Origin of the sequence: Mesorhizobium ciceri WSM4083 (genome assembly GCF_000519305.1) — a bacterium.
Lineage (GTDB): Bacteria > Pseudomonadota > Alphaproteobacteria > Rhizobiales > Rhizobiaceae > Mesorhizobium > Mesorhizobium ciceri_B.
This window is the reverse complement of sequence record NZ_JAFG01000003.1, coordinates 1081384-1102306: the sequence shown is the minus strand read 5'-3', so window position 1 is coordinate 1102306 and position 20923 is coordinate 1081384. Positions and strand designations below refer to the sequence as shown.

Here is a 20923-nt window from a genome sequence, read left to right as displayed (position 1 = left end):
CTTTGTTCAAGGTCGTCAAGCGGCGTTTCGGCCGCCGTAGCGCCGCACGCGGATATTGGCCTGCTCGGCGTGTCCGGCAAAACCTTCCAGCATGCACAACCTCGAGCAATATTCGCCGACCAGTCCACTGGCCTCGTCGGTGAGGATTCGCTGGTATGTGCAGGTCTTGAGAAATTTGCCGACCCACAGTCCGCCGGTATAGCGCGCTGCTTTCTTGGTCGGCAGCGTGTGGTTCGTGCCGATGACCTTGTCGCCAAATGCCACATTCGTGCGGGGCCCAAGGAACAAGGCGCCGTAGTTGGTCATGTTGTTCAAGAAGTAATCGGGGTCGCTCGTCATGACCTGCACATGCTCGGAAGCGATGCGGTCCGCCTCGCGCACCATCTCCTCATCGGACTCACACACGATCACTTCGCCGTAGTCTGCCCAGGCCTTGCCGGCGAGTTCCGCTGTCGGCAACCGCAGAAGCTGCCGTTCGACTTCGGCCATCGTTGCCCGGGCGAGCTTCTCGGAGGTGGTAAGCAAGACGGCGGGCGAGGTGGGCCCATGCTCGGCTTGGCCGAGGAGATCGGTTGCGCAGATCTCGCCGTCGACGCTTTCGTCGGCGATGATCAGTGTTTCGGTCGGGCCGGCGAAGAGGTCGATACCGACGCGGCCGAAGAGCTGGCGCTTGGCTTCGGCGACAAAGGCATTGCCGGGACCGACCAGCATGTCGACCGGGGCGATAGTACCGGTGCCGAGCGCCATGGCGGCTACTGCCTGCACACCGCCAAGCACGTAGATTTCGTCGGCACCGCCCAGATGCATGGCGGCGACGATCGCCGGATGCGGGCCGCCGTGGAAAGGCGGTGCGCAGGCAATCACGCGCTTCACGCCGGCTACGCGCGCCGTGACCACGCTCATATGCGCCGAAGCAACCATCGGATATTTGCCGCCGGGCACATAACAGCCAACGGCATTGACTGGAATGTTGCGGTGGCCGAGTACGACGCCGGGCAGGGTCTCGACTTCGATATCCCTGATGGAATCGCGCTGATGCTGGGCAAAATTGCGCACTTGCGCCTGGGCGAAGCGGATGTCTTCGAGATCGCGTGGAGCAACCGCGGACAGGGCTTTTTCAATGTCCTGCTCGGAAAGGCGAAAGCTTTCGGGCGACCAGTTGTCGAATTTTTCAGAGAGCTCGCGCACGGCCGCGTCACCTCTCGCCTCGACGTCGGCGAGAATATTTTCAACGGTCAATCGCGTTCTGGCGTCGACCGCCGCCACTGTGCTCGCGTCCTGGCCGCGCTTGAGATAACTGGGCATGTTCGTCCTCGTTCTTGAAAAAGGTGGAGCGGGCGGCGTGACGCCGCCCGCCTTGGCCATTACGGATTGACGGTTGGCTGAACCTTGGTGAGCTTGTACTGGTCTGCCGGCGGCTCGCATTTCTGGCAGTTGATGCCGGGCTCGTCGGCGGCTTTCGGAACATCGGCCGGCAAAGGCTGGATGGTCGCGCCTGGGGTTGGCTTGCCTTCAAGCGCCGACTGGATGGAAAGCTCCGGCAGCAGCGTCGGGCTGAACACCTCCGTCACGAAGGAACTGGGCACGACGCCTTCCGGGAAGGCGTTGCAACCATCTTCGAACGTCTGGCCTTTGCACAGCTTGACCTGGTCGGCGGGCACCCATGGCAGAGGATATTCGATGTTGCCCGGCTTGAGATCGCGCTTTCCAGTCAGGGCTTCCATCATCAGCTTGAAAGCATAGCCAGCACTGGCCGGCGGCGAGCCGGCGGAAACGCCTTTCAGGCCACGCTTCTGGAAATCTGGATTGGCCAGCGCAAGGCGGAAGCCATTCGAGTTTTCGCCCGTCATCGGCACCAGTTTGCTTCCCTTGTCCATGAGGGCCTGGATCGCACCGTATTCACCGGCCTGAGCCCAGATGCCGTCGACGTCGGGATGCGCTGCGAGCGCCTTGGCTGTTTCCTGCTGGGTCGTACGGTCGTCCCAGAAGGAATAGTATTCGTCCACGACCTGTATGCCGGGGTACTTCTTGAAGACCGACATGGCTCCATCGGTGTGGCGCTTGTCGACCGAGTTGCCGGGAACGCCGCGGCTGAGGAAGATCTTGCCTTTGCCGCCGAGCGCATTGACCAGGGCCTGAGCGCTGTTCTCGCCAAAGCCAGCGGTAATGTAACTGACGTTGTAGGCGCAGGGCTCGGTGACCGTCGCGTCGTACATGAAGAACTTCACGCCCTTCTCGCAGCCTTTGTGGATGACGCGATTGAGGGCGGTGGAAGAAATCGGAAAGCTGATAATGCCGTCGGCTTTGGCGGCAATCATGCTCTCATACGCAGCGATCTGAGCCTGGGGATCCGTGCCCGAGATCACCTGGGTCAGTTCCACGGTCTTGTCGTAGGGTGGGGTGGCGGCAAGCGCCTTGACGATGTTGGCTGCCTCCGACTGCCAAGAGTTGCCGCTGTAGCTCATGCTCAGGTAGATTTTGAACTTCTTGTCCTGCGCTGACGCCGACGGGGCGGTGAGCGAAAGGCTGACCGCGGCAGTACAAAGAGCGGCTGCGCATAGACTTAGTTTTCTCTTCCAGTTTGGCATCGAAGGTCTCCCAGATCGTTGACCGCTTGTTGATGGGAACGTTCTCACTGAACGTCCCGGATCGCCGGGCGCGGGCGGTCTTTACCGCGCCAGTCGGCGTCTTAGGAACGCGAAGGTGTTTTCCCTCAGCAGGAGCAGGGCAATGAGGATGATCGAGCCCTCGATGACCGTGCGCCAGCCCTGTGGAATGCCAAGCGCCGAGATCACCGTACTCAACGCGGTGAGCAGGATGGCACCGCCTATCGTGGCGACGAAAGAGCCGCTGCCACCAAGAATGGACGAGCCGCCGATGACGACGGCCGCAATCGAGGGAAGCAGATAGTCGTCGCCCATGCGTAGCGTTGCGCCGTTTGCGTAGCCCGCCAGCATCATGCCGGCAAACCCGGATGCGGCTGCGCTCAGCATATAGGCGATCAGAACCGAACTGCGCACCGCAATGCCCGCGACATGAGCCGCGACCGGATTCGCGCCGATGGCTGTCAGGCGGCGACCGTAGGATGTTCGACCCTGCAGCACTGAGCCGAGGATGGCGAAAGCCAGGATGAATAGGAGGATGACCGGGATGCCGATCCAACTCGCTTTCATCAGAGCGGTCAGGATTGGGGGAGCCGCGCCGCGCGGTGTGCCGCTCGTAAGCCCAAGTGCTGCGGAAGCGGTGATGATCCCCGTCGCCATGGTCATGATAAAGGGCGGGATACGCAGCAAGGTCACCCCAAGGCCGCTGATCCCGCCAATGCACGCGCAGATCAGCAAGATCGCTGGTATCAGCGGCAAGCTCATGCCGCTGGAGGCATCGATCCAACTGGTCGTCAGCACGCCGCCAAGCGTTATGAGCGCCGGGACTGAAAGGTCGAGACCTCCGATCATGATGACGATCCCCTGGCCGAAGGCCACGACGATCAGGAACGACGCCAGAAGGATTATGGTGTTGACGTGATCCCATGAACCGAGTGCCGGGCTGACGAAGCGTGAACCCAGCACCAGCAGGATACTGATACCGAACACGCAGACCGCCGTGATTGTCTCTGGCCGCAAGCGTGCGGTACGCCTATTGTCGGCGACACGTTCCGTCTGCCGTTGGGCCCGCGGGGCAGGGGCTACAGTCGCCCCGGGAGGGTGCGCTTCGGTCACGTTGCACCTCTTCGTTCAACAAAATGCGTCACGACATTTCCAAACACCACCGCCAGCACGAGCACCACGCCCTGGAAAATGCCGGTGTAGAAGGACGACACGCCGCCGGCGAACAGCACCTTCTGCAGCAACATGAGCGTGGCGGCGCCGATGATGCTGGCGATGACACTGCCGCGCCCACCGCTCAGCGACGTGCCGCCGAGCGCCACGGCAGCGAAGGTCAGCATCAGGAAAGAGGCGCCTGCGTTGGGATTTCCTGTCGCAGTTTGAGCGCTGAGCATGAAACCCGCGAGGCCGTAGAGCATGCCACCGATAACAAAGCTTAGAATTCGGACGCGTTTGACATTGATGCCTGACAGATGCGCAGCTGTTTCATCAGCCCCCACGACATAAAGGCCTGTGCCGAACGCCGTGCGTCGGCAAATCATCCAGAGAACGACAACGGCCGCGACGAAGAGCCCCGAGATCGGGATCACGCCGAAAAGCACGTCGGTGAGATCATAGGAGATGAAATCCGCGACCGTGCCTCCCGGCGCGTCGAGGATCACCAATGAAAGGCCCTGGCAGATGATCATCGTCGCCAGCGTGGCGGCGATCGACTGGAGACGCAGCACAGCGACCAGGAAACCGTTTACCAGGCCGACCACGCCCCCGATCGCCAGGCAGATGGCAAGGCTTTCGACTGCCCCCAACGGGCCGTCCAGCGGATAAGCCGCCATGATGACATTGGTTAGCGAGATGACGCCGGCGACGGAAAGGTCGAAGCCTCTGGACAGCACGATCAACGTCTGACCCGCCGCCGCGATCGCAAGGGGAACGGCATTGTTCGTCAGGTTGAGCACTGTGTCGGCGGTCAGCGCGGTAGGATCCCATATGGAATACAGGCCATACAGGATGATGTAGAGAACGATGATGATGCCGGTGCCGCTGGCCAGTAAGGCTTTTGCCCTTGCCGGCATTGACGGGGCGAGGCGGTGAGAGGTGGCTGCCGCCTTGGTTGCAAGAATGCTCATGCCGCGGCCTCGCGCTTTGATTTTGCGGGGTCTCGGGAATGACCGGTAAGGGCTGCGACCAGCGCACGCTCTTCGATGGCTTCGCCCGTGAACTGCTCGAAAATTCGTGCGCCGTAGAGCACCAGACAGCGGTCGGCCAGACGCGTCAGTTCTGTAAGTTCCGATGAATAGAGAAGCACCGATCCACCCCTGTCGGCGAAGGCCTGAATGGCCGCGTAGATAGCCTGCTTGGTACCGACATCGACGCCTCGGGTCGGATCGTAGAGAAGCAATGTACGCGCGCCCGTAAACATCGCACGCGCAAGCAATGCCTTCTGCTGATTGCCTCCGGAGAGGTCGGCGATACGAAAATCGAGATAGCGAGGATTGAGTTCGACCCCTTCGGATGCCCGTGCGGCACTGTGCCGTTCCAGCGCGGGCCAGACAAAACCGGTCCGGCTGATGTTCTGGATGACGGGCAGCACGATGTTTGCTGCCGTCGACAGTGTCGAGAATATCCCCTCCACCTTGCGTTCTTCGGGAAGGAAGCTCAGTCCGGCCGCGATGGCATGACGTGGGCTCTTAGGTTGTACGGGCTTTCCCCCGACCAGGATTTGTCCCGACGTCGCTTTATCCAGGCCGACAAGGGTGCGGAAAAGTTCGCGCTGGCCTTGGCCTTCCAAAGCGGCGATGCCGACGATCTCGCCCTCTTTCACGTCGAGTGTGACGCCCTTGAGCTTTGCGCCGGTGACATTGTTCAGTTCGAGCGCGGAACGCGTCTCGCGAGCGAACGAGTGGGTGCGGCGCCCGTGCGCCATCTCCGTGCGGCCGACCATCAGCTCGAAAATATCGGCATCGCTGGCGTCCGATAGTCCGACGCTTGCCACGGATCGGCCGTTTCGCAGCACCGTTGCCTGCTTGCACAAGGTGCGCACCTCGGCCAGGCGGTGTGAAATATAGAGGACGGCGGTCCCGGCCGCAGTCGTGCTGCGAACCAGATCGAACAGCCATTCGACATCGGTCAATGCCGCCGTAGGCTCGTCAAGGATAAGAACCTTTTCGGCATAGTGCATGGCTCGGGCGATCTCGAGCCGCTGCCTGTGGGCGAGCGACAGGCTGGCGATGCCGGCGATCGGCGAGACGTCATCCAAACGATAGCGATGCAGGATTTCAGCTGCGGCTCGCGCTGTCTGGTAGGGAGAGACCAGGCCGAACGCCCCGCGCTTCATGGCGGGCAGCAGCAGCGCTTCGGCAACGGTCAAGTTGGGCGCGAGACTCAATTCCTGGAAAGCCGTGGCGACGCCTGCTTGTCGCGCATGCAGGATCGAATGCGGCGCATAGACCGCACCGTCGAGACGCATCTGACCGCTGTTTGGCGCAATCACACCGCTGAGGATCTTGACCAGCGTGGATTTGCCGGCGCCGTTTTCGCCGAGCACCGCATGGACTTCGCCCGCCGCCAGATCCAGCGACACATTTTCCAATGCTGTGGTCGCGCCGTAGGATTTGGTAACGGCAACGGCCTGCAATCGTGGCGGCGACACACTCAACAGATTTCCTCCAAAACGCCCTCTTCCATCCCAAAACACGCAGTGAGAACGTTCTCTTTTTACTATTTCATCGAAATGCGCTGTAATCAACAGATCATCGACCCTTTAATTGCGGAGCCGCATATCTTCCGATTTCATGCCGGGCTGCTGCTTTCAACGGCGGTTCAACGAGACCGCAATGATGATGATGGCTCCCTTGATGACCTCCTGGATGCTGGTCGATAGACCGAGCACGAGAAGACCAAATCCGAGAATGCCTATGAAGATTGCGCCGACGACGGAACCGACGATTGATCCATAACCGCCAAAGAGACTTGTCCCGCCTATGATCACGGCCGCGATCACATCCAGTTCAAGACCCGCTCCCAGGCTGGGATTGCCAGCTGTGGAGCGGGCCGCGAGCATCAGGCCCGCAAGGGATGCGGTCATGCCGGATATCGCAAAGGCGAAGATTTTGACGCCGTCCGTGCGCACACCGGAAAAGCGCGCGGCAACAGCATTTCCACCGGTCGCATAAACACGCCTGCCGTAGGGCATTTGATGCAGCAGGTAGTAGCCGACGGCCGTAAGGACGATCGTCCACCAGATTGGTGCCTGCATGCCCAGAAAACTGCCGTTCCAGAACAGATTCGAAAAGTCATCATCGACGATCGACACGGGCCGGGTGCCGGTGATGGTCAGTGCCAGTCCGGAAAAGATGGACAACATCCCAAGCGTTACGAGAAACGATGGAATGCGCAGTTTTGTAACAAGCACGCCCGACACCGCGCCGATCGAGGCCCCCGCGCCCAACACCAGAAGGGCGGCTACATAGGCCGGGACACTTTGATCGAGCAGCAACGCTCCGATCATACCTGAAAAGCTGGCAACCGAACCGACCGACAGGTCGATTTCACCGCAGATGATGACGAACGTCATGCCGATCGCCATCACGGAAACGATGGCTGTGATACGCAGAACGGCGCTTGCGGTTGAGACTGACGCGAAGTGGGGGGCAAACAAGACGAAATAGAGGGTGATCGCCAGGAAGATCACATAGGTGATGTGATCGCGGAAAAAATTCATCGCACTAGCGCGCATCGGCATCGAGGACGATTTCATGCTGCAACTCCCTGAGCGTGTACGCTGGTTTGTCTGGCGGCCTCGGCCTGCAGCAACGCGCGAAGCCCGGTCTCGTCGTGCGCGCTGCCCATGCTGCGCGTTATCCGCCCCTGCGCCATCACCAGAATGCGATCGGACAAATCCAGGAGTTCTTCGAGTTCCGAAGAGATGAGCAGCACGGCAACGCCATCGCCCGCCGTGCGGCGCACAAGCTCGCGCATATCGCGCTTGGCGTTGACGTCCACGCCGGAAGTTGGCTCATCGAGGATCAACAGCTTAGGCTTCATTGCCAGCCATTTTGCGAAGACGATCTTTTGCTGATTGCCGCCTGAAAGCTCCTGGGCTTTCTGTAAGGGGCCGCGGCACAGGATGTTGAGGTCGTCGCGGTATTGTCTGAACAGAGCCGCTATCCGCGCCTTCGCCATCGGCCCAAGGGGACCCGCGAGCGAGAAATCGGAAAGGCGGGGAAGCGCAAGATTCTCCTCGATTGAGCGCCCGCCAACAAGCCCTTCGAGCCGACGGTCTTCGGGAACAAGCGCGACACCAGCAGCGATCGCTCTGCTTACGCTGCCCGGCCGAACGGGTTCGCCTGCGACACTGATGTGGCCGGATACGTCTGGAAGGATGCCGAACAAAGCCTTGCCCAAGGTCGAGCGGCCGCTGCCGACAAGCCCGGCAAGTCCGACGATCTCGCCTGGATCGATCGAGAACGATATGTCGGACAGCTTGCGCGACGTGGCTAGATCGCGGACCTCAAGAGCCGACGCCCCGATCGACGTTGCCGGGTGGCGTTTCGCGGGCACTGTGGCGGTCGGCAAAGGCGCGTCGCCCCTCGGCCGCGACATCATCGCAGCGATATCCTCGATGGATGTCTTGCTCGGATCAAGTGGGCCAACCAGCCGGCCATCTTTGATGATCGAGATGCGATCCGAAAGCCGCAGCACATCGGCCATGCGGTGGCTGATGTAAACGATACCGATTCCGCCCTGCTTGAGCTGACCGATGGTCCGAAAAAGCGTTTCTTCCTCGTGGATGGTCAGTGATGAAGTCGGCTCGTCCATGACGAGCAGCTTGGCGCCCCGCGAGATCGCCTTGAGGATCTCGACCATCTGGCGTTGGGCGAAGGCCAGATCGCCCACACGCGCGGAAGCATCAAGCGAGAAGGCGTACCGCTCGATCAGAGCCTGGGCATCGCGAACCATTGTTCTGGTGTCGACGCGCATGCCGAAGGCGAGTGGCTCGCGAAGGATGAACAGATTTTCGGCAACCGAGCGGTTCGGCAAGACGCTCAGTTCCTGGAAGATCATTGCAATACCGCGGTCGATCCTCTCGCGAAGCGACAAGGCCGTGACGTCCTCTCCGGCGAACAGAATGCGGCCTTCATCCGTTCGATAGGCTCCCATGAGAATCTTCATGAGCGTCGATTTGCCCGCACCGTTCTCGCCGAGCAGCGCGTGCGTTTCACCGGCCATGACCTCGAACGAAATATCAGACAGCACGCGGTTTGCGCCAAACGACTTGCTGATGCGTTGCATCGCTACGATCGCGTTCTGGGACGGTGACGTTTTCGCTTCGGCCATGACGATTTTCTCGATCGCTAGGGGAGCGTCGGCGGCCTGTTGGAGCCCGCCGACGAAAAAGTGGGCTAGAAGCACTCGCCGTTGCAGATTTTTACCACCGAGGCTGGAGCATCTTCCTTGGTGACCTGCTTGAGGGCACTGAGAAGGTCGAGCTTCTTGACACGCAACGTCGGCACCGAAATGTATGGCGGGACGTCATGTCCAAGCAATGCAAGCGCGGCCGCCTTGGCCTCGGCGACGCCCTGGTCGTAGGGGCGCTGCGCGCCTACGGCCAGAAATTCGCCACGTGCAACGTTCAGCGCGCTGTCAGCGGCAATGTCATTCGTGGTGACGACGATATCGCGGCCGAGTGTCTTCGCCGCGGCCACGACTTGCTGGGCGGGCGTGTCCCAGGCAACGAAGATGCCCTTCATGTCGGGATGCGCCGTCAACATTGCGGTGGCAACCTCGTAAGCCTTCTCGGGCGCCGTGAAGGTGCCGACATCCGCGACCTTGATGTCGGGATGTTCGCCGAACGCCTTCAAGGCACCGATCTTGCGGGCTGCGACGGAGTAGTAATAGTCATAAACCAGCGTGATGATGCCGACCTCTCCCTTGCCGCCAATCGCCCCGACAAGTTCCTGCGCGGCGAAGTAGGCGTTCTTCTCATTGTCGGAGGCGACAACGGTCACATAGTCCTTGCCCGGCGCCATATCGACCGGGACGTTGTCCATGAAAACCAGCTTGATGCCGGCTGCCGCCGCCTTCTTGTAGGCTTCGGACTCAGACTTCGGATCAATCGGGATCGAGAAGATCACGTCGGGCTTACGGGCGATCATCTGCTCCAGATCGCTGATTTGCTGACCGGGCTGGAACTTGGCGTCGGTGGTTCCAACAATTTCGATACCAAGGTCCTTGAGTGTGTTGCTGATTCCGGCAACCTGCAACTGAGGCCAGCCCGCATCCATGGTGTGCATCACCAGTCCGGCGGTAAACTTGCCCGTCTTGAGCTTGGCAAGGTCCTCATCGGAGAATTTCAGCACGTCCGGCGACACCGCCGGCGGACCATCCGGGAAGCCTGGGACGGGTTGGCCCCTCGGCGACAGGGGCAGCGGCTCGAGCAGAGCTTTTGCTTCCGGTGGGATGGTGTCATCGGCGAGAGCCGACGATGCGGCCAGTCCCGATAGCGCCAAGGCCAAGGCGGCCGCCATAAATCCACGATAGTGCATTTCATTCCTCCCGATCATATGAAACGGCCGTAGCGGCCGGGTGGCGACCTGGCTGGTCGTACTGGTTGGGCGCTGTTCAGCGCCCGTAAGGCATCAATGCCGCCGTGGCGGCACCCGAATAGTTCACGTAGACCGTCTTCTTGCGCATGTAGCTCTCAAGCCCATGCACGCCGTCGTCGCCGCCCAGTCCGCTTTCGCGGAAGCCGACATGGAAACCCTGCAGCATTTCCGGTCCGATCCGGTTCACGTAGATCTCGCCGAACGAAACCTCGTTGACGGCGTTCATGACGCGGCCCAGATCATTGGTGAAAAGATAGGCCGACAGGCCATAGTTGCTGGCATTGGTGATGCTGACAGCCTCCTCGAAAGTGTCGAAGGGCATGATCGGCACGACCGGGCCGAAGATTTCGCGCGTCATGATCGGCATGTCAGCCGTCACGTCGGTCAGTACGGTCGGATTGAGCCAGTAGCCGCCATCGATGGGCGCCTTGGCCGGGCGCCCACCGGCGAGAGCAAGCCTCGCGCCGCCCGCTACGGCTTCCGCAAGCACCGCCTCGACCTTTTCCAACTCTTCACGACTGACTTTCGGGCCGATATCGGTATTTGCCTGCATCGGATCACCGACGACCAGCGACTTGGAGAATTCCACAAAGCGTGTGACGAACTGATCGTAAATCGAACGATGAACGAGCGTGCGTTCGTTGCATATGCAGACCTGTCCGCAGTTCATGTAGCGCGACGTGGCTGCCGAACGAACCGCCAGCTCGAGATCGGCATCAGCCAGGACGATGAATGGCGCCTTGCCGCCAAGCTCCAGCGAGACAGGCGTCAGATTACGCGAAGCATTCGCCATGATGCGCTTACCGGTCGGTACGCTTCCAGTCATGGTGATGAGGTCGACGCCGGGTTCCGTGCAGAGCACTTCGCCTATGGTTTCACCTCGTCCCGTTATGATGTTCACGACGCCGGCCGGCACGCCCGCTTCGACAAAGATGCGAGCCATTTCGAGCGCCGAAAGCGGCGTGTCTTCATGCGGTTTGAGGACGATGGTGTCGCCGGCGATCATGGCGGGCGCCACCTTTCGGCTGACCAGGGCGCTCGGGTAATTCCACGGAATGATGGCGGCGACAACGCCTACCGGCACACGCTGTATCCAGACCTGCTCTCCCGCGTAGTCGGACGGCAGGATCTCACCTTGAATGCGACGGGCAAATTCGGCGTAGTAGTCGAAGAACTCGGCTGCGCCGCCGACTTCACCTATTGCTTCGTTGATCGGTTTGCCTTGTTCCCTGACCACCACCTCGGCCAGATGCCGGGCGTTCTGCCGGATCAAGACCGCGATCCGCTTCATGATCGCCGCACGGGCAAGAGGCGATTTGAGCCCCCAAGCCTTCTGCGCCTTGCGGGCGGCTTCTATCGCCTGGCGAGCCTGGTCTGGGCTTGCCTCGGGAACGTCGACAAAGGCCTTGCCGTTGGCCGGGTTGATAACCGAGCGCGTGCCAGCTTCGCCGACGACGAACTTCCCGTCGATCAACATGAGATACGATGTCTTTTCTTCTGCTGACATGGTTCAATCCGGTTCTGCGTGCGTTGCAGGCGTGCCGACGCCTAAGGGTTGGATTTCGCCGCGGCCATCTGGACCGCGAACTCGATCGCTTCGACCAAGCTGTCCTCATTGGCGATGCCCTTGCCGGCGATGTCGAAGGCCGTGCCATGGTCGACGGAGGTGCGGATGATCGGAAGGCCGAGCGTGACATTGACACCGGAGAGCGCTTTCCACTCACCGGTCTCGGGATCGACATTGAAGCCGAGCAGTTTCACCGGGACATGGCCCTGATCGTGATACATCGCGACCACCGCGTCATACTGGCGGGCGCGCAACTTGACGAAAACCGTATCGCCGGGAACAGGCCCAAACACGGCAAAATCGGCGGAGTTGTAGGAGGCGACGACCGGGGTCGTGATGTCGATATCCTCCCGGCCGAAAATGCCGCCTTCGCCGGCGTGCGGGTTAAGCGCGGCAATCGCAATTCGGGGATGGGAAATGCCAAGGCCGCGCAATGCCTCAACCGTCAATTGGATAACCCGCCGCAACCGAGGTTCGGTCAGTTTCGATGGAACCTGGGCCAGCGCGACGTGGGTCGAGACGTGGCTGACGCGAAAATCGCCATGGGCAAGCATCATCACGGAATCGCGCGCGCCTGTCAGCTCAGCCAGCATGTCGGTGTGGCCGGCATAGTGGTAGCCGGCCAGGTTGAGCGCTTCCTTGTTGAGAGGAGCCGTGACGATACCGGCAATTGAACCGGCCTGTGCCAGGCGAACAGCTTTTTCGATCGCCAGATAGGCGAGGCGCCCGCCTTCAGCCGACATGATGCCTGTCTCAATGGGGGTTCGTTCGGGGCCGGCTTCGAGAATGGCTACAGCCGGAAAAATCCCCGCGGCCGAAGCTGACGGTTGTTCCTCCTCAATGCGTCCGGAAATCGACTCCATTGCACGCATCGCGGCGACGCTGCCGATGATGAGAAGGGACAACGATCCGTCGGCAAGACGCGGTTTCAGCCGTGCGCACGCCTTTGCGATGATCTCGGGGCCGATGCCCGCAGGATCACCCATTGTGATGCCGAGTCTTGGACCAGACATGAACGCCTCTAATCGGTCAATTGTGATCATATTCTAATCCTTATAACCAGGGATGCGCAATAGATTTCTTTTGCAGTCATTCGTAATCAGCCGCGCGGTGAAATCCGCCTGTTTTCCCACCTTTCTGTGGGAGCAGTCCCCGTGTAGCCGGCTGCTGAAAGATCGTTTGACGTCATTTGACCGGCGGGAATGAACCGCCCGGTGCTTTTGCGGGCGACCATCTTGATCAGCGACGCGCGAGAGCCGCCAGCCTGCAGAAGAGGGCGCTGTCGCCGAACGCGCCAGATTTGGAAATTGTGGCTAGCCCTTCGAAAACGCCGCCTTTGATTCTGGAGATCGGAAGCCCCGGTTCAATCTCGCTCTCGACCGTGAGTTCGACGACGCCGAGGCTGGAGCACACCGATCGCAATGTCTCGCCGCCAGTGACGAGCAGCGTTCCGGGCTTTGGCAAACCGTCGAGAAGCGACGCAAACACCTTGCCGATATGATCTGCAACTGCGTGGCGATCACCCGATGCAATGACGGTGACAACCGACGGCGCACCTCGCATGATCCGTTTTGCCAGATCCCTTTTCGCTTTGTCGATGTCGCGTTCCACAACGATATGCCCATCAGCATGCTTGGCGGCAAAAAAGGCCACCTGTCCCGCCGTGACTTCGTGATTTGTGCCGACAAGGCCCAGGAACGGGGCGGACAATGCCGGAGCAGGCTTGTGTGGTATGCTCAGGTGTCGCGCCAGCGCTGCAGCCAGGCCGCCCGTACCAACCCAGAGCGTGCTGGGCGCGCCCGCCGTTGCAACGATCTCGTCCAGGTCCTTGTCCGTTTCGGCGTCGTAGAGGGTGATGAAATGAAGTGGTCGCGCCCCCGGTACCGCCCGGCCGGACGAAAAGCGCTGGCCTAGTCCGGAGACGATGTCGGGACCTACCATTTCGGGCCGATCGAGCCGCCATTGACGCCCAAGGCGTGTAACTCGGCCCTGAAATGGGAACGCTGGTGCCAGAACAACCCGCTGGTACGCACCCTCGACGATGCAGGCTTCTATTTCGGCAATGACGTGACCGCGCAAAAGGCTGTCGACCTTCTTGAAGCTCAGCTGTCCGGCGGCCAGCCATGGCGCGAACTTCAAGTGTCTGGCGACGGCCGTTGTCTCGGCGCCCTCACGTGTGGCGATATCGACAGCCAAACGGCCCGAGAACGCGCGATCCAGTTGCCAACTCACCGCAACACCTTGGCCCGGCGAGGCGAAGCAAACCGCGCTATCCAGGGCGCCGGTCAGGTCGTCGGCGACGATCCGGATGTCCACAGCCTCAAGAGCGCTCAACGGAAGAACCCGAACGGCTGACGCGAACGACTCGGACGTTTACATCGAGCGTCCGAAGATTGGTGAGGTTGGCCTGATCGATGCCCTCGTCGGTAATGATCTGGTGGATATCGGCCAGCCGGCAGATGGTGCAGAAATTCGGAGTGGTGAATTTGGAATTGTCGGCAAGCACGACGACGCGGCGCGCCGCGGCGATCATCGCCTGCTTCATCGCCGCGACCTCAAGAGAGGTCTCCGTGAGCATGTCTCCGGTGATGGCATGAGTGCCAAGAATTGCCACATCGGCGTAGATGGTGCGCAGGAAATTCTCGCCAGGCTGGCCAACCAGAGTTAGAGAACCCGGCTTGCAGGTGCCTCCAAGCATGACGAGGCGTACTCCCGGCACGGTTGCGAGGATCTGGGCGATCGCCAGGCTGTTGGTGACGGCCGTAAGCGCGATGGGCGCAGCCGCGATGGCGCGGGCGACTTCCAGAACAGTCGTGCTTGCGTCGAAAATGACACTCTGCCCGGGGCGAAGTTCCGACATCATGGCCGCACCTATGGCCTCCTTCTCAGCCCTGGCGAAGTGTGCGGCAGTGGCGAGATCCGGCTCGAAGGTGGCGAGTTCCGTGCGGTGAAGCATTGCTCCGCCATGCGTTCGCTCCAATGCTCCTTGCCGTTCCAGTGTCTCGAGGTCGCGCCGGATGGTTGAAGGTGACGCCCCGATGAGATCGATGAGTTCCTGAATGCCGACGGTTCCTTCCCGTTTAAGGCATTCGAGAATGAAAGCATGACGCTTGGCCGGAATAAGATCGACCCGTCCACGCCCGCCATCGTCTTCCCATGACCCGCCGGAAGGTGAGGATCCCATTTCTTCCACCGTTGATTTTCGAACATTCCTAGCCACGTTCGTATCTCCGCACAGTGCAGCAACGCGCTCACCGGAATCACAGCGAGCCCAGCATCGCGAATATCACGAATTTATCCGGCGAGCCCACTGGTTTGTCATCCCCGATGAGCGAATTTCTATCGCTTTTGGTCTTATTGGAATTATTTTGACTGATTTTGACCGCATGTGGTAAGCGATAGGTCGTCAAACAGCGTCAGTTGACCCTCATAACCACGCAGTTCTTGTCAAAAAAGGAATCAAGTCAGCGATTTGGAGCGTTTGGGCTCTGTTGCGAACCGGGTTGGAGGAACCATGCTTTCCTTGTCAACGGCGGCTGTCGCCGCCGATCAACCTACGTCGGCGTTGTCGTGCCGACCCTGGATGCGCAATTCTGGAACAGCTATGTCGCTTTCATGAAGAAGGGAGCGGACGAGCTTGGGCTAAAGCTCGTCGTGCTCAATGCCGACAACAGCGGCTATTCGCATACCCGGCGAACTGATCATTCACGGCTCTACCAACATCGGTGCGGCAACCGCCTGAACTATCAACGCCAGAGTCTCATTTAGCAAATGCGTGCGCATACGTATTCCCAATTTCAAACAAATGGAGAGAGATTTATGGAGGAAAATCAAGTCGCGCCAAATTTCAGGCTGGACGGAAAACGAGCGCTCATTACGGGAGCTGGGCGGGGGCTGGGACTGGCCGCTGCCCATGCGCTCGCCCACTTTGGTGCCGAGGTTGTTCTGGCCGCCCGCACATTGAGCGAGGTGGAGGCTGCCGCGGCCAATATCACTCGCGCGGGCGGACGAGCCGAAGCCATCGCTCTCGATATCCGGGACGTTTCGGCAGTGAGTGAAGCTGTTTCACACAGGCCGGCATTTCATGTGCTGGTCAACAATGCCGGGATGAACCGCACCAACCCATTTCTTGATGTAACGCAGGCCGATTTCGATGATATCATGGGACTCAATCTGCGTGCTTCCTTCTTTGTTGCGCAGATCGTCGCGCGACGCATGGTCGAGCAAGGCGTGAGTGGCAGCATCATAAACATGTCGTCGCAGATGGGCCATGTGGGTGCCGCGACGCGCAGCGTCTACTGCGCCTCGAAGTGGGCCATGGAGGGCATGACCAAGGCGGTGGCAATCGACCTTGCGCCACACAAGATCCGTGTCAACACCGTCTGCCCTACGTTTGTCGAAACGCCGCTCGCTCAGAATTTCCTGAAGAATGAGGCCTTCAAGGCGGAGGTGCTGTCCAAGATAAAGCTTGGCCGCATAGGTCATGTCGGCGACATAACCGGGGCGGTTGTCTTCTTGGCGTCCGATGCATCCTCTCTCATGACGGGATCGTCCATGGTCATCGACGGCGGTTGGACTGCGGACTAGGAACCTGCTGGAGGGGCGCATGATCTCCCTGCGGCTGGCGAACAGCGCCCAGATTGATAGGATCGGAGCCGTAGCTTTCGGAAAGGAATGCACATGGATCTCGGCCTTGAAGGCAAGATTGCATTGGTGTCGGGAGGCTCCAAAGGCATAGGGTTCGCCTGCGCCAAGTTGCTCGCGGCGGAAGGAGCAAGGATCGTCATCTGCTCCCGGTCGCCGTCCAACATCGATGCCGCCCTTTCCGTGCTTCCGGGTGCGGTTGGTATCGCCGTGGATTTGAGATCGGGCGATGACGCGAAAGAGGCTGTGGACAGGGTGTGGCAAGACGTCGGTCCCTTCGACATCCTCGTCAACAGCGCCGGGGCCGCAAAGCGCACGCCGGTACAGGACCTCAGTCCGCAAGCCTGGCGCGCAGCGATGGATGACAAGTATTTTCCCTACATCAACGTCATTGATCCAGTGGTCAAGAAGATGGCTGACCGCGGCTCGGGCGTGATCGTCAACATCATCGGAAACGGCGGCAAAGTCGCCTCGCCGACCCATCTGGCTGGCGGCGCCGCCAACGCGGCGCTGATGCTGGCGACGGTCGGTCTCGCAAACGCCTATGCCGGTCGCGGTGTGCGCATCGTCGGGCTCAATCCCGGTCTCACGCAAACAGGCCGGGTGAGTGAAGGAATGAAAGCGGTTGCGGCAAGCCAGGGGATAAGTGAGCACGAAGCGCTGCGCCGGGCGACCGACTCCATCCCCATCGGCAGATTGGCCGATCCCGCCGAAATCGCATCGGTCGTCGCCTTCCTGTGTTCCGCGAAAGCGAGCTACGTGACCGGTGTTGTTATCAATATGGATGGCGCGTCGGTGCCGATTGTAGTGTGACGCGCGCCGTTTTCTGGCCGGTTGCCAACAGAAGTTCAACCGATGGACAATACGGCGGTGAGCAAGCCGCTCAACAACAAAGTACCGCGAGCAAGTGCCGTCCCATCAAAGTCGAAATGAGCCGTGTGGTGACCATCCGCGATATCGAAGTCGAGACCGAAAACTCCAGCAATTCCGGCCCGCCTCATCATGGAAGACTCGGCTGAACTGCCGGGGGCTGAGATGAGCGGCTGAAGGCCGGGTTTCGAACCAACCGTCTTTCGAAAAATACCGATCTTATGCTGCCTTGACGATGCGGAACCCTTCGATCTCCTTGATCACCGGAAGGCCTTTCCAGCGGTCGGAATCATGCAGGATAATCAGTCGGTCGAGGTTGCCTCCGATCTCGGTGTTGATGCGGTCGATGGTCTTGAGCTGATCCCAAACGCTGCCGACGGCATTGTTGAGCGGCTGGTAGACACCGTCGTGCTTGTGACCAGTGATCTGCCGGGATGAGTAGACACAATCGCCCGAAAGGACGATGCGGCCTCGCGAAGTCTCAACGATTACGAACTGCTGTCCCATCGTGTGGCCCTGTCCCAGCCGAACGTGGATGCCTGGCAGGAGATCGTCCCGGTCACCATCGACCAGTGTGAGGCGGTGTTCCACGGAGGCGTCGAAGGCGGCGCGCAGATCGTCCGGATCGATGATGGCGGTCAGGTAGCCGTATTGCGGTGGCAGCGCCATCGCCTCGTGCCAGGACAGCAGCTCCTGCTTCTGTAGATAGAGGCGGGCATTCGGAAACTGATCGATCGAGCCCATGTGGTCGAAATGCGCATGGCTGACGATGATGTCTGTGATGTCGCCAGGCGCCAGCCCCAGTTCGGCAAGCATCCGAACCGGGGAAATCCACCAGGGTATGCCGAATTTATCGGAGAAGTTCGGACCGGTTTCGTCCTTCATGAAGCCGGTGTCCACAAGCACGTTGCGGTCGCCGCGCCGCGCCAGAACAAAGGAAAAGGGCAAGTCCGTGGGGCCGTCATCGTACATCCCGTTGACCAGGTCGACCCATGGCTGGTTCTTAGATCGTGCGAACTCGATGACATAGATCTCCCAATGTACAGTCTGAGCCATGTGATCCTCCTCAGCTTTCCGCAAGTGAGCGGCCAAGGCTGGAAAGCCCGACCGCGATGATCAGGATGGCGCCTTGAAACACGTATTGGGAAAAGGTAGGCGCGCCAAAAATGTTGAGGCCGTTGAAGCCGAAAGCAATGATCAGGGCGCCCACCAAAGTCCCCAGGACATGGAACTCGCCGTCGCGCAAAGTCGCCGAGCCCAGAAATACTGCCGCGAACGCCGTCAGCAGATAGGAATCGGCCGCACTTGTCGTGCCGCTGCCCAGCCGCGACGCCAGCAGAATGCCGGTAAGGGCGGCACATATGCCGGAGATGACGAAGCCAAGCGTCTTGATGCGATCGACGTTGATGCCGGCCAGGCGCGACGCGGCAGGGTTGCCGCCGACTGCCTGGATCTCCTGGCCGATGGAGGTGCGCTCGACCAGCACCCACAGGATGCCCAGCACAAAGACCATGACGACGATGTTGTTGGGGATGCCGAAAAGCCAGCGGCCGAGCGAAAGCTGCAGGAAGGCCTCGGGTACGCCAGCAACGATGGGCACGCCGGCGGAGTAGGCGAAGGCGAGACCCGTGATGATGGTTCCGACGCCCAGCGTCGCGATCACCGAATTGACTTTCATCTTGGTGACGATGAAGCCGTTGACCAGGCCGATCAGCGCGCCAAGGACGAGTACAATCAAAATGGCCAGAGGGATCGGCAGCTTGTCATGGACGATGAAGCCGGTAACGAGAATGCCGTGCAGGCTGGCGGCAAAGCCAATCGACAGATCGAGCTCGCCGACGACGACCGCCAATGTCAGGCCGCCGGCGATGATCATCGCAAGCGAGGCCTGGTTGAGAACGTTGGTGAAGTTGCCCAGGGTCGAGAACGCCTTCGGCGACAGGATCGAAAAGGCAACGATCATCGCCAGCAGCCCGAGGATGGTCGCGTAGCGCGCGAAAATTCCGAGCCCAGCCTTGGCTCTTGGTGTGAGGCGCCTGTTGTAGGTCGAAGCATCGCTCATCTGGTCGTCCTCCCGGTCAATGGCTCCGCTCACCATAGCTTGCCTCGACAATAGCGGAGCGCGAGATCGATGCGCCGCTCATTTCGCGAACGATAAGGCCTTCCGCCATCACCAGCACGCGATCGCAAAGGTCCGGCAGTTCATCGGGTTCGGATGAGATGACGAGAACCGCCATGCCTGCCGCCGCGAGTTCGCGGATTTGGCGGTGGATCTCCGCACGCGCACCGATGTCGACCCCGCGGGTCGGTTCATCGAGAATGAGGATGTGCGGCGCGCGCTGCAGCCAGCGGCCGATGACCACCTTCTGCTGGTTGCCGCCGCTTAGCCGGCCAACAGGGCTGTCCACGCTTGCCGTCTTGATCGACAGAAGTTTCATCGTCTCGCGAGCGAGCGAGGACTGCGACTTTCGGCTGAGAAGCGGCACCCTGCGACCGAGCACAAGCTTGTCCAAATTGACCAGACCAAGATTGAAGGCAACGCTCTTCGTCAGGAAAAGCCCTTCCGTACGCCGCTCCTCTGGCACCAGGCCGAGCCCGGCGGCAACCGCGGCTTGAGGCGATTTCGGTGCGTAGGGCTTGCCTCTGAACGTCATGCTGCCCGAGTCGGCGCGATCGGCACCATAGATCAGCCGCACCAGTTCACTGCGTCCGGCACCGACCAGGCCGCCGATGCCCAGAACTTCGCCGTGGCGAAGTTCGAAACTTACGCCACGCACCTTGGGCAAGCGTGTCAGGTTCTGAACGCGCAGGACGATCTCATGGGTCTGCGGCGCATATTCAGGCCTACTGTCGTTACCGACATGGGCAGAGCCGACGATCGCCTCGACCAACGCCTTCCTGGTCAACCCAGCACGGGTGAATTCGGCGACGGAATTGCCGTCGCGCAATACCGACACCCGATCGCAGAGTTTCAGAATCTCATCCAGGCGGTGCGAGACGTAAAGTACGGCCACGCCGGATGCCGAGAGGTCCTTGATGATAGCGAAGAGCTTCTCGCTCTCGGCGGCGGAGAGAGAGGCGGTCGGCTCGTCCATCACGATAAGTCGCGATTTGCGGACCAGCGCGCGACAGATATTGATCAACCAGTTTTCGGCGGTCGACAACCCTTTCACATTCGCATTGAGCGAGGCGGTGATGCCGACGCGTCTTGCGATGGGCTCGACATCGCGGGCGATGGCCGCCCAGTCTGTCAAGCCGAAGCGCGATCGTTTTGGCACGCCGAGCATAATGTTCTGGAGGACAGTCATCCCCGGAACGAACGCCAGTTCCTGGTGAATAAAGCTCATGCCGAATGCGGTCGCGCAGTGCGCCGTCTCGATGCCGACTGTGTGCCCATCGATCTCGATCGACCCCTGATCCGGATGGTTGAGGCCGGCGAGAATCCTGATCATCGTCGACTTGCCCGCCCCATTGGCGCCGACCAGCCCGTGAACCTCCCCCGCGATAATGTCGAGGGAAGCATTTCGCAATGCTTTGGCGCCACCGAAGGCCTTGCTGATGTTGCGTACGACAAGAAATGGAGGCACCACGGGCGCCCCCATCGCCAATGCCGCATCTCCTGTTACACTATC

The 20923-nt window shown here is 60.5% G+C and carries 17 protein-coding genes; 2 read left to right on the top strand and 15 right to left on the bottom strand.

Annotated elements, in window-relative coordinates; all coding sequences use genetic code 11:
- Positions 1-15: 15 nt before the first annotated feature.
- The 12 genes from hisD to MESCI2_RS0105380 form a co-directional block, all read right to left on the bottom strand.
- On the bottom strand, positions 16-1305 hold the full coding sequence (gene hisD / locus MESCI2_RS0105435; RefSeq protein ID WP_027035677.1) for a histidinol dehydrogenase: 1290 nt from the start codon (positions 1303-1305) through the stop codon (positions 16-18).
- Between the two features lie 59 nt (positions 1306-1364).
- Positions 1365-2465, bottom strand: a complete 1101-nt coding sequence (locus MESCI2_RS0105430; RefSeq protein WP_245265401.1) for a sugar ABC transporter substrate-binding protein — start codon at positions 2463-2465, stop codon at positions 1365-1367.
- Between the two features lie 204 nt (positions 2466-2669).
- Positions 2670-3593 carry an ABC transporter permease gene (locus tag MESCI2_RS01000000134335; protein ID WP_050596470.1) on the bottom strand — a complete coding sequence of 308 codons (924 nt, stop codon included), beginning with the start codon at positions 3591-3593 and terminating at the stop codon, positions 2670-2672.
- A gap of 122 nt (positions 3594-3715) precedes the next feature.
- Entirely contained in the window at positions 3716-4732 is a 1017-nt protein-coding gene (locus tag MESCI2_RS01000000134330) for an ABC transporter permease (protein WP_050596469.1), read from the bottom strand.
- Positions 4729-6351 carry a sugar ABC transporter ATP-binding protein gene (locus MESCI2_RS0105415; protein WP_081714413.1) on the bottom strand — a complete coding sequence of 541 codons (1623 nt, stop codon included), beginning with the start codon at positions 6349-6351 and terminating at the stop codon, positions 4729-4731. Before MESCI2_RS0105415 ends, MESCI2_RS01000000134330 begins: the two co-directional genes overlap by 4 nt.
- 63 nt (positions 6352-6414) lie before the next feature.
- On the bottom strand, positions 6415-7362 hold the full coding sequence (locus MESCI2_RS0105410) for an ABC transporter permease (RefSeq protein ID WP_027035675.1): 948 nt from the start codon (positions 7360-7362) through the stop codon (positions 6415-6417).
- Entirely contained in the window at positions 7359-8942 is a 1584-nt protein-coding gene (locus MESCI2_RS01000000134325; RefSeq protein ID WP_050596468.1) for a sugar ABC transporter ATP-binding protein, read from the bottom strand. The genes MESCI2_RS0105410 and MESCI2_RS01000000134325 overlap by 4 nt, the downstream gene beginning before the upstream one ends.
- A 65-nt stretch (positions 8943-9007) precedes the next feature.
- Positions 9008-10150 (bottom strand): substrate-binding domain-containing protein, encoded by a 1143-nt coding sequence (locus MESCI2_RS01000000134320; RefSeq protein ID WP_197031510.1) that lies wholly within the window; start codon positions 10148-10150, stop codon positions 9008-9010.
- A gap of 76 nt (positions 10151-10226) precedes the next feature.
- Positions 10227-11717: an aldehyde dehydrogenase gene (gene aldA, locus MESCI2_RS0105395; RefSeq protein WP_027035674.1), complete on the bottom strand. Its 1491-nt coding sequence runs from the start codon at positions 11715-11717 to the stop codon at positions 10227-10229.
- A 41-nt stretch (positions 11718-11758) separates the two neighbouring features.
- The gene (gene pdxA, locus MESCI2_RS0105390; RefSeq protein WP_197031509.1) at positions 11759-12790 is read right to left on the bottom strand and encodes a 4-hydroxythreonine-4-phosphate dehydrogenase PdxA; all 1032 of its coding nucleotides are present in this window, start codon (positions 12788-12790) and stop codon (positions 11759-11761) included.
- A 226-nt stretch (positions 12791-13016) separates the two neighbouring features.
- Positions 13017-14111 (bottom strand): four-carbon acid sugar kinase family protein, encoded by a 1095-nt coding sequence (locus MESCI2_RS01000000134315; protein WP_032900331.1) that lies wholly within the window; start codon positions 14109-14111, stop codon positions 13017-13019.
- Positions 14098-14961: a DeoR/GlpR family DNA-binding transcription regulator gene (locus MESCI2_RS0105380; protein ID WP_050596465.1), complete on the bottom strand. Its 864-nt coding sequence runs from the start codon at positions 14959-14961 to the stop codon at positions 14098-14100. Before MESCI2_RS0105380 ends, MESCI2_RS01000000134315 begins: the two co-directional genes overlap by 14 nt.
- 635 nt (positions 14962-15596) lie before the next feature.
- Between MESCI2_RS0105380 and MESCI2_RS0105370 the strand changes: the two genes are divergently transcribed.
- Together MESCI2_RS0105370 and MESCI2_RS0105365 are read left to right on the top strand one after the other, a co-directional pair.
- Entirely contained in the window at positions 15597-16364 is a 768-nt protein-coding gene (locus tag MESCI2_RS0105370; protein ID WP_027035670.1) for an SDR family NAD(P)-dependent oxidoreductase, read from the top strand.
- A 93-nt stretch (positions 16365-16457) separates the two neighbouring features.
- Positions 16458-17234 carry an SDR family oxidoreductase gene (locus tag MESCI2_RS0105365; protein WP_027035669.1) on the top strand — a complete coding sequence of 259 codons (777 nt, stop codon included), beginning with the start codon at positions 16458-16460 and terminating at the stop codon, positions 17232-17234.
- A gap of 276 nt (positions 17235-17510) precedes the next feature.
- Here the strand turns inward: MESCI2_RS0105365 and MESCI2_RS0105355 are convergent, their stop codons facing one another.
- The 3 genes from MESCI2_RS0105355 to MESCI2_RS0105345 are packed head-to-tail and all read right to left on the bottom strand — an operon-like array spanning position 17511 to position 20893.
- Complete coding sequence (locus MESCI2_RS0105355; protein WP_027035668.1) at positions 17511-18347, bottom strand: N-acyl homoserine lactonase family protein; 837 nt, start codon at positions 18345-18347, stop codon at positions 17511-17513.
- A 10-nt stretch (positions 18348-18357) separates the two neighbouring features.
- Positions 18358-19353 carry an ABC transporter permease gene (locus MESCI2_RS0105350; protein ID WP_027035667.1) on the bottom strand — a complete coding sequence of 332 codons (996 nt, stop codon included), beginning with the start codon at positions 19351-19353 and terminating at the stop codon, positions 18358-18360.
- A gap of 16 nt (positions 19354-19369) precedes the next feature.
- On the bottom strand, positions 19370-20893 hold the full coding sequence (locus tag MESCI2_RS0105345; protein WP_032900330.1) for a sugar ABC transporter ATP-binding protein: 1524 nt from the start codon (positions 20891-20893) through the stop codon (positions 19370-19372).
- Positions 20894-20923 lie beyond the last annotated feature (30 nt).